8 protein-coding genes are annotated in these 12449 nt (G+C 26.2%); 2 read left to right on the forward strand and 6 right to left on the reverse strand.

Features of this window, described 5'->3' with window-relative positions; genetic code table 11:
* Nucleotides 1-20: 20 nt before the first annotated feature.
* The 3 genes from AAHM83_RS02605 to AAHM83_RS02615 form a co-directional block, all read right to left on the reverse strand.
* Complete coding sequence (locus AAHM83_RS02605; RefSeq protein WP_342261936.1) at nucleotides 21-1220, reverse strand: cysteine desulfurase family protein; 1200 nt, start codon at nucleotides 1218-1220, stop codon at nucleotides 21-23.
* Between the two features lie 93 nt (nucleotides 1221-1313).
* The gene (locus AAHM83_RS02610) at nucleotides 1314-1685 is read right to left on the reverse strand and encodes a hypothetical protein (protein ID WP_342261937.1); all 372 of its coding nucleotides are present in this window, start codon (nucleotides 1683-1685) and stop codon (nucleotides 1314-1316) included.
* A 57-nt stretch (nucleotides 1686-1742) separates the two neighbouring features.
* Nucleotides 1743-2285 (reverse strand): hypothetical protein, encoded by a 543-nt coding sequence (locus AAHM83_RS02615; RefSeq protein WP_342261938.1) that lies wholly within the window; start codon nucleotides 2283-2285, stop codon nucleotides 1743-1745.
* Nucleotides 2286-2434: 149 nt separating this feature from the next.
* On the opposite strand from AAHM83_RS02615, the gene AAHM83_RS02620 reads away from it, so the two are divergent.
* The gene (locus AAHM83_RS02620; RefSeq protein WP_342261939.1) at nucleotides 2435-3463 is read left to right on the forward strand and encodes a cysteine desulfurase family protein; all 1029 of its coding nucleotides are present in this window, start codon (nucleotides 2435-2437) and stop codon (nucleotides 3461-3463) included.
* Nucleotides 3464-3504: 41 nt separating this feature from the next.
* Here the strand turns inward: AAHM83_RS02620 and AAHM83_RS02625 are convergent, their stop codons facing one another.
* Genes AAHM83_RS02625 through AAHM83_RS02635 form a run of 3 tightly spaced genes read right to left on the reverse strand, consistent with a single transcriptional unit; the run spans nucleotide 3505 to nucleotide 11798 of the window.
* The gene (locus AAHM83_RS02625) at nucleotides 3505-5823 is read right to left on the reverse strand and encodes a hypothetical protein (protein WP_342261940.1); all 2319 of its coding nucleotides are present in this window, start codon (nucleotides 5821-5823) and stop codon (nucleotides 3505-3507) included.
* Between the two features lie 12 nt (nucleotides 5824-5835).
* Entirely contained in the window at nucleotides 5836-7827 is a 1992-nt protein-coding gene (locus AAHM83_RS02630) for a hypothetical protein (RefSeq protein ID WP_342261941.1), read from the reverse strand.
* A gap of 44 nt (nucleotides 7828-7871) precedes the next feature.
* Entirely contained in the window at nucleotides 7872-11798 is a 3927-nt protein-coding gene (locus tag AAHM83_RS02635; protein WP_342261942.1) for a hypothetical protein, read from the reverse strand.
* Between the two features lie 490 nt (nucleotides 11799-12288).
* On the opposite strand from AAHM83_RS02635, the gene AAHM83_RS02640 reads away from it, so the two are divergent.
* Nucleotides 12289-12435, forward strand: coding sequence for a hypothetical protein (locus AAHM83_RS02640; protein ID WP_342261943.1), 147 nt, complete (start codon nucleotides 12289-12291; stop codon nucleotides 12433-12435).
* Nucleotides 12436-12449: the final 14 nt, after the last annotated feature.

Consider the following 12449-nt stretch of genomic DNA (forward strand, 5'->3'; position numbering starts at 1 on the left):
ATATTTTATGTTAAAAAGAATCATTTTTTCCATTTGATTGATTGTAAATCGATATTCTTTTTCTTCATATGCCATAATGGGCTTAATTCTCTTAGCTCTTTTATGTGTTTTTGCAGTGCAGTTAATAATTCTTTAACATCGTCAAAAGTTGTGTATATTCCAAATGAAATTCTTAGAGAAGAATGTGCTAACTCTCGCTCTTCTGGGTGCATTGCTGATATTACGTATGATGGTTCTAATGATTTTGATGTACACGCTGATCCTGATGATAGTGCGAAGTTTTTTAGTCTCATAATCAAACTTTCCCCTTCTATATATGGAATATTAAGGTTTAAAATATGGGGAATTTTATGCTCTAATGAGCCATTTATTGAAATAAAAGCATCGTTTTTTGTTAAATTTTCTATCAAAAACGATTGAAAATCGTTAAATTTCGATGTGTTTTTGTTCATTTTTGATAAACAAATTTCAGTTGCTTTTGCCATTCCGACACATAATGGCGTTGGAATAGTTCCTGATCTTATGTTGTTTTGTTGTCCACCTCCGCTCATCATTGCTTTTATTCTTACTCTTGGTTTTTTTGAAATAAACAAGACTCCTATGCCTTTTGGTCCATAAATTTTATGTCCTGAAATACTTAATAAATCCACTTCCCTAGCATTTATATCTATTTTTCCAAATGCTTGTGCACAATCTGTGTGTATTTTCACGTTGTTTTCACGGCATATTTTAGCTATTTGTGATATATCTTGTTTTACCCCAGTTTCATTATTAACATACCCTATTGAAACTAAAGAATATTCTTTTATATTGTTTAAAAAATACTCCCAATTTATTAGACCATCGCTGTTTACTGGTATGAAATCTATTGGAATTTGCTGTGTTTTGTTTAAATCTCTTAAAGTTTCTATTAAACATTTATGTTCAGTTACTAAACAGGCGATTTTCTTATTATTATATGAAATTCCATTTACAAAGCCCTTGATTGCCAAGTTATTTGCTTCTGTGGCTCCTGATGTAAAATATATTTCAGATGCCTCAACTTTTAGTGCGGTTGCTATAATTTTTTTTGCATTTTCAACTGCTTCTTCTGCTTTCCAACCATATTCATGACTTCTTGAATCTGGATTTCCAAAATTTTCATTCCAATATTTGTTCATTTCTTTTATGACATCTTCATGGCAAGGCGTTGTTGCTGCATAATCAAAATATTTAATCATTCTTAATGGTACATTAAAAAAATTTTTTTAAAAATGGCTTTTATTAGAAATAATGACTATTTTTAGCGTTTTTTTGATTGTTTTGAATTTCTTTTAAAGATAACTGTAGCATTTAAAAATTAAAATGAAACAATTTGCTAGGCCATGATTTTTATTTAAACTGTGACTTTGATTATTATAATAATAATAATCTTTTTTAGTTGTGGTTTCTTTAGGAGGAGTAACGTTCGGATCGCCGAATATTTCCATTAGACAATAAATAAAAAGTACAAAGACCACGACTAATGCCAAAATAAATCCTACGAATGCAAATGCTACAATCACTGGGTCAGGTGCGTCTGAGATACCATTGAAATCTTTTGAACTATCTAAAGCGTATAGATCTCCCGATAATCTTTTTGCTTGTTCTTTTAAAGTACCTTGAAAGACTCCTATTTCGTTCGGCAGATCTTTTGCTGTTTGCACATATTGATTAGCTATAAAATTCAAAGTTATTTGTTCTATACCTTCATCTAATTCTTTTCAGTACGAATTTTTTAAACAATCTTTTAAAAAAAGAGACTTTTTGGCCCATTTAATTAATTCAAATTCTTTTAAAATTTCGCTTGGCTCTTTATTTAACCGGTTTATAGGAGATGTTTCTACAAAAGATTCAAAGCTTGTGACTGCTTTATAAGAGCAATTTCCGCTTTTTTTAAATTGATTAGAATCATTTTTAACAATAAAAATACAAAAATTACTCAAATTATAATCTGGAATATATTCTTTTATTTGATCTTCATATTCGCAATTTGTTATAAGAATTGGTTTAGATAACTTATTTTGTAAATCTGCTTTGTTATTGTAATCATTTATTTCTTTATCTACATAATAATATCTTGCGGCTAGCAATATTTTTAGCCAATCCTCAATTTTATAATCATTAATTCTTGATATATCTCCTCCTGGAGATACTTCTCTAACATATTCTTCTTCACGTCCTAAAATTTCTCTAAGGGTAATATCCGCTTTTAAAAACAATTGTAAAAACAACTGTAAAAAAATAAAAAATCTCACATTTTGCATTTATTAAATACATATAAACCAAAAGTGTAAAAAACATATAAAAATTAACTTTTTTTTATCAACTTTTCTAATTATAGAATAACAATTATTCATAATTTATATAATTTTAATTATTAAATATATTGTTTAATAATGATATAATTTAATTCATGATATTTCTTGATGCTGCTTCTAGCGAAAAATTACATCCTAAGGCTAAAATTGCTATGCTTAAATCTTTTGATGCTTGGGCCAATCCTTCTAGTTTAAGTCAAGCTGGTAAAAATATGAGTTACAAGTTAAAAGAATGTCGAGAAACAATTAAAAAGTGTTTAAATGTTAAAAACAATGCGGAGTTAATTTTTACAAGTTCTGCTAGCGAATCTAATAATCATATTTTCAACTCTTGTGATTTGCCTATTTTGATTAGCAAATTTGAACATCCTTCTGTTTATAATCACCCTAAAGTTGAAGGTGTTATTGATTTGAATTTTGAATTGATTGAGCAAAAAATAAAAGACAAAAAATATTTAATTAGTATTTCTTTGGTGAATAATGAATCTGGGATTATTTTAGCAACTAAAGAGTTGGTTGATTTTATTAAAAAATTTGGATCTAAAGTCCATATAGACGCATCTCAGGCTAAAAATATTAATTTTGATTATCTTGGTTGTGATTATATGACTTTGAGCTCTCATAAGATTGGTGGTCCAGTTGGAGTTGCTGCAATTATTTCAAAATCTGTGCTATCTCCGATTTTATATGGAGGAGGACAAGAGTTTGGTGTAAGAAGTAGCACTGAAGCTGTTCCATTAATTTCTGGTTTTGCTGCTGCTGTTGAAGAGATTCCTAACAGGTTTTTCAATGATAAAATTTTATCTGATTATTTAAAAAGTAATATAGATAAAAAATATTTTTTTTCTAATTTTGTTGATGGTGCCTTTGATTTTGTCGATAATATTCATTGTTTGTTAACTTATGGATTATCTGGAACTGAAGTTTTTTCTATTATGGACCTAAAAAATATTATTATTGCATATGGAAGTGCTTGCTCATCTGGAACTTTGAATGCGCCAAAAATTTTAAGTAATTTTGATTTGCCAAGCAAAAATGGAATTAGAGTTTCATTTAGTTGGGATACTAGTATTGAAGATTTAAAACAATTTGTTGAGGTATGGAAATCTTTAGTTTTTATATAAAAAATTAATATATTTACGAGGCTTAGAATGTTTGTTTTTAATTATTTAGGATCGTATATTCCCCACTCTGTTAACGATTCTAGTATAGAATCTCTAGCAGATTGGCCAAACGTTTTATTCTCGTGTATTGTTATATTACTTATATGTTGAATTGGATCTTGTTCTTCACATATTGTTTTTAACAAATTTTCTGATGCTAATTTTGCACAAAGAAGAACTATAAATCCGCAGGAAGTAGAGTCTTCTTGTATTCCAATTGAATTTAGGGTTATTATTCTAGTTTCATTGTTTTCTCTGTATATATAAAAAGCAAAAAAATGACCTGGTTTTAAAATTGGAATAAATAACTCTTGATCATTTTTCACAACAAGATCTTGAACTAATTCTTCAATTATTGGATATTTTTCTATCAATTCTTGATAATTTTCAATGTTAGCTCGTAAACAATACATTATATGAAGCTTAGTATTTATTTTTCTTTTTCTTATTTCACGTAATACGGAATCCATGTGATCATTTACTAACTCGGTGTTATTACTATTATAGTCGTATGTTATTTTTTCATTTAAACAATTAAAAGGCTGTAACGAATTATAATTAGCAATAAAATATTCTGATGTAATTGGCGTTTCTTTGTGTGGGCATAAATGACTAAAGAACACAAATTCTCTTGTCGTTAATGCTTTTATCTTTATTGATTTTTCTCGTTCTGCTTCTAAAGCTTGTTTTCTTTTTGAGGTTTCGTCTACAATTAATGCTTCTTGTTCTAAAATTTGTTTTCTTTTTAAGTTTTCATCTGCAATTAATGACTCTTGTTTTAAAATTTGTGCTCTATTTGAGGCTTCTCTATTTGATTTATGAACTATCATTAAAGTTTCATCTGCAATTAATGCCTCTCGTGCCGCTGCTAAAGCTTGTTGCTGGCTATTTAAGTTTTCAGCTGTAGCTAATTCATCTTGGCCTGAAACTGGTTCTTTCGTTGCTTGAGGTTCTGATTCTCTTTGATTATGTATGCATTGATCAGATTCAATTTTGTTTATTTTTGCGTTTAGTTTTTCAATTGTTTTATTTATGCTATTATCAAACAACATTTTATACAAATATTCAGCGAATCTTTTATTTTTTATTGGATTACAATTTATGAGCTTTTCGTTAATAAGGCTTAGGTTTGTTTGATCATTATAAAGGTATAAGAATATTTTTTTACTTTTTTCTAAATCTCCTTTTAACAAAGAAAAAATTGAAATATAATAGGAATACATTACGCAATTGTTACCAATTCCAACTGGTAAAATATCTTTTTCAATATTAATAATAATAGAGTTTTTAATTGTTTGTATGTCTACGGTTCTTTTTTTATTGTTGTAAAATTGATTAGTTATAATGTGACCAATTTGATTTTGTAAAATTGCATAAGATGAAATTAACACTTTCCCTAAATATTTTTCGTAAATTTCAACAAAATTGATTTTATTTTCATGAATTGGTTTTAATAAAAAGATATTGGATGTTTTTTTTTGATAAGAAATTGCTCTATTTATAAGATCATTGCAAATTCCATTATTTTGAAAATAATCTTTTAAAGAAGTTTTAAATTCTTTTTTAGTTTCGTTGTCGTAATCAAAGTCAAAAATGTTTTTGTTTAAAAAAGTAATTGCATTCTTGTTTAATGATTCAACGTCTATTTTTTTAAAAAAAGAATTAAAAAGTTTTTTTTGTTCAAAAAAAACATCATCTAAAATTCTATTTAAATTTGTTTCTGTTGCTTTATTAAAAATAGGATTAAAAGTTTTTATATATTGAGATAACAAAAAGTCTAATTTTTCAGGAGTAAGATTTTCTTCTAAAAAAGACTGATTATTCCATATGAATTTATGAATAATTTGTTTTTTAAAATTTTTTTCATCAATTTTTTTTATGTTTAAAATGTATTCTTTTTTGTTTATAACTTTATTTCTTTCTTCTTTTTGAAATCCTAAAGAAATTTCATAAAAATAATCTTCATGAAATTTTTTCACAAAACCAAATCCGAATTGACAGAAACTTCTTTGATTATTCATTTTTATCATTATGAATAGTTCAACTATTTTATGAATTACTTTGAATTTTAATCCAATACTGTTTTTTGTTCCTAGTTCTAATTGTATTCCTGATCTAATTATAATTTTTTTATTGTTTTTTAATTCATATTGTGCAAATCCTTCTATTTTAAAATTGGTATATGAGCCTATTTCTATATCATCTACTAAACCCAATGAAACACCGAAAAAAGAATCATAAAAATATTTTCCTAAGGATAATTCTGGCCTAACACGATATTCAGCTTTTAAAAAAAATATAAGAAATAAAAAAATTTTCATTTATTTATTATATTAAACACAAAAATTAGAAAGTAAAGCTCTAATTTTAGTGCTTTTTAAATTTTCATTCCTTAATATAAAATTTTTCATATTAGAGATTATCTCTTTTATTCTTTCGTCATCATTAGTGTATATCGACTCTAAGACCAAAAGTGTGTTTATAAAATAATCATTATTTAGATCGTTTTCTTTGATAGCCTCTTCATTTTTCATAAAATTTTTTATAAGTTCAAAAACTTGAATAATTTGATCTTCTTTGCTTGGGTTTTTATATATTAAATGAATTAATGCATATATTAAATATTTTTCATTTTTTTCAAGTATTACTTTTAATCGTTCTTTTAGCCTTGCAAAATTATCTTTTTTAAAGTTTGCTAAATTTTTTTCAACTAATATTTCTCTTAAAAAATTAGAAAAAGACTTACTTGTTTGAGTGTGAATTTTATTTTGGTTTTGTTTTAAAATCATTATTTTTGTATCAATTTTATTTTGACTTTCCTCTTTTATTTTTTTATTTTCAAATAAAGTTAAAACAACATCTTTGACAAAAATAAAATCAGTTTCCAACATGTTATCTAAAGCTAAAGCCACTTGTAGAGCTCTTGCTGTGTTTTTATAGTATTTGATTAAAATTGCAAAAAAAAGTGAATGCACAACACAGTTTGAACCAGTAAGAAAATTAATCGTATATTTATTTTGCGTTTTAAAAATTTCATTGACGTTAATTTTGTTTGTGTCTAATATTTTATACTCATTTTTTGTTTCTAAAACCAACATGGTATGACAAATATTTTGATAAGTATAAATTAAATTAATATCTGGAAAAAATTCAAACAATGTTTTTTTTATGATTAAATTAAAATTAAAATTTTCATCTATTTTTTTATATTTTGCATTTTTATATTCTTTATCCTTGATGGTTTCAAACATACTATTTTTTTGGCTATATTCGTTTGTTGAAAAAATTGGATGAAAATTTTTTAAATCAGGAGTCACCTCAAACTCATCTGAAGATTCAATGTTAGGAAAAGAAAAAAAGAAATTATCACCATTAAAATTATTATAGTAATCAACATGATAAAGTCCAATTTTACTGTTAAGTGAATCTAAAATTTTATCAATTGTAAATATATATTTTTCTTCTTTTAAATTTTTTAAATTTTTAAATACAAAATTAAAATTGCTAATTAAATCTTCAGTTTTATTTTTTGATGTTAAATTTAAGTTTAAGCTTTCAATAAAACTATAAAAATTTTCATTTTGCTCTTCGTTACTGTTTTCTTGATTTGATAATGTTTTTATATATTCTGGTAGTTCATTTGTAAAAGAGTGAAAAATTTTAAATAGTTCTATATAAATATTTTCAACTTTTTCTTTTTCTTTAAAATTTTTTTTAATTAATTCTTTAATATTTTCAACAAAAAAGTGAAAAAAGAAATAAAACAATTTTTTTTTATCTTTTTTTTCGGTTTCGTTTAATTTGCTTGTTAATTCATTAAAGTTATACATCTTTATTTTTTCAATTTTATTTAGTTCATCTTCTTTAATGCTTGCTTGAGGTATTTCATTAGTTCTTAAATTATTAATATTTAAATTTTGATTTATTGTTTTACTTTCATATTTTTCATCCTGAACTATAATATTGCCCTCTAATAAAAAACCTATTGAAAAATTTTTATTTATATTTTCAATAAAACTTAGACCGATTCCTAGTATTGTTGTTTTATGAGAAATTTTTGCTTGAATATAAAAAGAAACTTTTTTTAAAAAATCAATTTCTAACTTTAAATTTAAAAGTTTATTAGTAGAACATCCCACTTCCACTATGAAATCTCTTGCATAAATTTTAACTCCAATTTGAGCATATAGGCCCGTGTTTATTTCGTAATTTAAATTAGTAATAAAAGCAATATCGTTATTTTTTATATGAGAAAAAAATCCAATATCATAATTTGTATTTTTATTAGAAGACAAAGTAAAGATTATGAGTAAAATTTTTGGCATATTAATAAATCCTATTGAAAATTTTTTAATTAAACATAAAATGTTTATGTATTTTTTTGTTTCTTATTTTTATAGTTTTTTTCCACTGGATAAACTTTTATGGTTCCGTTTTTTTTAGCTTCTTCAGGATTTTGTGTTGTGTTTTTTGTTATTTTTTCTTGATCTCCTATTTCAGAAGCCTCTTTTGTAATGTTTGTTGCGTTATGAGTTTTATTAAGAGGTAACCTTGTTTCCTTTAGATCATTGTTTATAACCGCTAAATCATCTTGACTATCTGTTCCTTGTTGTTTAAGCATTAGTTTTTTCATTATTAATTTTTTGCTTTCAATGTTTAGTTTGTAAAAACAAGTTAGCGTTTTTACAGGGTTTTTTTGTTTTTTAGATATTAAAATTTGACACGCTTCAACAATTTGTTCTAAAAGTTTTATTTTACATGTTATATTATAGAAATTTTTAGTATCTAGGTGTTGTAGTTCAAAAAATTCTTTTGATCCAACTTTTTTTACTTTAACTGTTTTACTTTTTAGAGCTTGTTTTATTAAGTTCAAAAATTCTTGATCGCAAAAAGACCATAAAGCAAAAACATCATAAAAAGAAAGCATCTTTATAGCGGACTCAAATTTTTCGTTTATACTTGGAAGGCCTTTTTTTTGATCTTTATTTAATAAATCTATTAATTGATTTATAGTTGATTCCTGTTGTGAGTTATTTGTTTCAAATTGAAGTTTTTTGCATTCTAATAAGACTTCATCAATTTTTCTTTTTTCATTAATTTGTTTCAGTACTTTTAAAGAATAATCATCATTGTTTTTTTTAAGACTTTCTTTAAAGCCAGATACACAATTTTTTTCTTCATTACATATTTTTTTCATAAAAGCATTAAAACTATCTTTATATAGATTGCCAACAGTTAATTTTGGCATTTCAGTTGTTTTGATAGAAACAGAGATACTTTTAAGTTCTTTATGCATTTTTGATAAAGTGTGATTGTGTTGTTCTTCTGTTTTTTTACTTTGCTTTTCTTGATCTTGAGATGAAATTCCAGAAAGGTCTTTTGCCATTTGATTTAAATCGACATAAGGAGTATCCTCTTCAGCGGTAGTCTCAGAAGAATCTATCTGAATTGATCTTAATGCTTCTGCAAATCCATTTAAATTAGTGTGTATAGATCTTAATGCATTTGCCATATCTCTAGCCCATTCTTTTTGTGATGAAGTATGTAACTTTGTTGGCGCTTGTACTTGTGAGCATATCTTTTTAAGCTCATTTGCAAAATCAGCAAGATTAACTTGTTGTTCTTGTTGTTGTTTTGTGTTTTCTGATTTTTTTAATAATTCTTCATTTAAATCTTCTAATTCAGATAAAAACTCAGAAATAGCACTTAGTTCTTTTTTTTGATTTTTTTTCAATTTTTGCAAACGTCCTTTTGATTCTTCTGTTTGCTCTGATTCTTCAATGCCTTTAATTTGCTCATCGTACTCTTTTAAATCACCTTGCATTTTTTGTATTTCTTTATTCACAGATTCATAGTCTATTTTCGGCCCCAAATTTTTTAGAATAGTCAAAATATTTTCTTCTGAATATACGTGATAAAATTTTTCTTCTTGAATTTTTTCATAAATATATTCTGAGTTTTTTGGTAAAGATTTTTCTGGATCAAAGTTTTGTATAATAATTTTTTCTTCTATTTTCTGATTCTTCAACAAACCATCATCTTCTAACTGGAACAATGCTTTTTTAAAAAAACAACTATAATCCGAATTCTGTTTTCTTTTTATAAAATCGTTTAATTCTCTGCAAGCTAATGCGTATGCAACGTTTCCATTTTTTAAAGACTCTAGATCAGATTTTATGTGTTCTTTTAAAGATTTAAGTTCTTTTTCAGTAAAAAAACTAGATTTGATTTCTTTTTCCTGTCCATTAAGTATGGCTTTAATTATTTCTTTAACCTCTGTTAAGTATTGCTGAGATAAAAGATTGAAAATTGATTCGTCAAAATCTTTTTTTAAAGATTCTTTTGCCTCTTCTATGTTTATTGAGTTTATTGAATTATTTTCAATAATCCATTCTTTTATTTTATCTTTTTTAAAAGGTTTGTTTTTTTTCTTTGGTTTGTTTTGAGCCTCCTCTGACTGTGCTTCCTCACCCTCTGGAGTAGTTGAATCTTCTCCTATAGCCGCTTCTTTGGTTGGTTCTGGAGATACCGTTGCTTGTGCTTCCTCTGCTTGTACTTGCTCACCTTCTGGCGTGGCTTCATCTTCTAATAAAGCCGCTTCTGTGTTTGGTTCTGAAGATACCGTTGCTTGCGCTTCCTCTGTTTGTACTTCTTCACCCTCTGGCGTAGTTGAATCTTCTCCTACAGCAGCTTCTGTGGTTGCTTCTGGAGATATCGTTGCTTGCGCATCTTCATCTTCTGATTCCAAATTTTTTGGATCTAACCCGACTCTTATATCGTTTTGTTCTTGCCTTATATCATTTTCAGGCTCGTTTGACAAATTGTTATCATCTTCATCTGACAAACCATTCTGATCTTCACTTTCTTCTTCTGAAAATTTTCTCAAAGATTCTATGAAATTTTTCCAATATACAAATGGTTTAAATTGATGTTTTTTATTGTTTTTAAAATTACAAATATCATCCACTTCAAATAAATCAGGATGAGAATTTTTCAAAGTATCAACGGTTAAATCGCTTGTAAAGCAATCTTCAACTGTTTTTTGTTGATTACTCCTGTTCTCAATATAATCTTGCAAAACTTGTTTTCTGCATTCTGGATAAATTCCCATGAAGAAATCATCTTTATACATTATATCGTCTAATTTTGTTTGAAAATAAATATCATTATTGACAATTGCAATAATCTTTTTTTCAAGTCCTTTAAAGCAATGTAAATTTTCAATTTTGTTTACAATAAGAGCTTTAAGGTTTCGATTAATTCTGTTTTTTGGCAAATTCATTAAATTTAAATCTTCTAACAACTTAAACCAATCTTTAGAATCAGATTCAAAAACATTTTCACAGGCACAAACAGCCAACTTTAAATCAAATATTTTTGGCGATGAGATGTAAATTTCATCTAAATTATTTTCTTCTAATTCTTTTAGAAATTCATCTTTCAAAAACAAATATCTTATCATCAGAGGATAATTTTTATTTAAATCATTTTCAAAAGTTTCATGCAAAGATTCATCTAAACCTAAGGTTGTGTCCGTATCAGATTCTTCATTTGTTTCTTGGTTTGACGATAACAAAGCTGATATATCTTCTGGAGTATCTAATGTTCCAGAATCATAAACAAATTCCGAAAGTAAATTAAACGCTTTTTTATAAGAATTTTCATCTACGTCATCTGGAACAAAAGTTTCAAAAAAATTATTTACTTCTTCGTTGATGTAACTAAAACCCTTTCTACCATCATCTGTTGTATTTGAACTATTATTTATAATAGTTGTGGTGCTAGAATTACTTTTAGTGGAGCTATTATTTTCTTTATTTTTCCAAAATTCAAGTTCTTTAATATAATATAAAGAACCACCTATTTCATATCTGTTGATTTTTTTAGACACAATAACTCCAAAGCTTATTCCAGATAAAGCTATGTTAGCTTGAACTCCCACCATTAAATTTGGTATATCAGCCAACTCCCAAACAACATGCAAAGATAAGCAAATATGTCTTAAATATTCTTGAGCAGAGCCTTCTAATTTGTTTCCTAATAAAGGAAGAGAAAGAATTGCAGAAGCGGAAATATCTTCATCATAAAAACGAATTCCTCCAGCAAATGAAGCAATGATATCAGAAAGATAAGATCCACTTGCAACTTGTCCACCAACCACAAATTCTAAGGCATCATCATCAAGGGGTATATACATATTTCCATGAAGATTAAATCCAAAAGGCTGTTTATCAGTTTTTGCTTTTATTGATAGTATTGATAAAAAAGCTATAAATAAGGTCTTTCTTTTTTTCATAAATGAAATGTTAAGAAAAAAGCGTTAATTTTAATTTAATATCAAATTGATTTAAATTCGGATCTGTGTTTTTTATACTGTTTTGGGTATTGTATATATATGAAATATTTATCATTCTTTTTTTAACGTTGGTCTTTTTAAGCCCTGAATCTTCAGAAAATAGCTCAGGAGAAAATCGCATGCTAGTGATTTCTTCTGGAGAGTCCAAAGCTTTTGTAGATTATCAAGACTCTAGATTTACAGAATATGCAACTTGGCCTTATAGAACACGGATCATACACAAGAAATTTTAAGCTTTTTATTGAAAAAATTTAAGCCTTGCATTTATGTTGTAATTAGAGATGATGTTAAAATTCCCGTGAATCATTAACCTTTACTATTTGGGTATTAGAAAATATGCAACATAAGAAATTGTTGGTAAAAATGAAGATAAAATGCTTTAATGTCAAACAAACAATTGATCCATGAGTGTTTAAATAAATCTTTTATTATGAAGAATAACGCTTTAATTTATATTGATTATATTTTAAATAAAAAAGAAGATTTTGAAACAAAAATTGATTCTATGCAAGGCGAAGACTTTGTTCTTTTCTTAAAAAAGGAAAAAAACCATGATGAAAATACAAATATAGCGTAGCCTTCATTGAAAAA

It is taken from the genome of Alphaproteobacteria bacterium endosymbiont of Tiliacea citrago (assembly GCF_964031065.1).
GTDB lineage: Bacteria > Pseudomonadota > Alphaproteobacteria > CAJXXZ01 > DAHXLG01.

Bases quoted from the DNA above. Each gene is read 5' to 3' on its own strand.
- AAHM83_RS02605 (WP_342261936.1), bottom strand. From the start codon at position 1,220: ATGATTAAATATTTTGATTATGCAGCAACAACGCCTTGCCATGAAGAT.
- AAHM83_RS02615 (WP_342261938.1), bottom strand. From the start codon at position 2,285: ATGCAAAATGTGAGATTTTTTATTTTTTTACAGTTGTTTTTACAATTG.
- AAHM83_RS02620 (WP_342261939.1), top strand. From the start codon at position 2,435: ATGATATTTCTTGATGCTGCTTCTAGCGAAAAATTACATCCTAAGGCT.
- AAHM83_RS02625 (WP_342261940.1), bottom strand. From the start codon at position 5,823: ATGAAAATTTTTTTATTTCTTATATTTTTTTTAAAAGCTGAATATCGT.
- AAHM83_RS02630 (WP_342261941.1), bottom strand. From the start codon at position 7,827: ATGCCAAAAATTTTACTCATAATCTTTACTTTGTCTTCTAATAAAAAT.
- AAHM83_RS02635 (WP_342261942.1), bottom strand. From the start codon at position 11,798: ATGAAAAAAAGAAAGACCTTATTTATAGCTTTTTTATCAATACTATCA.
- AAHM83_RS02640 (WP_342261943.1), top strand. From the start codon at position 12,289: ATGAAGAATAACGCTTTAATTTATATTGATTATATTTTAAATAAAAAA.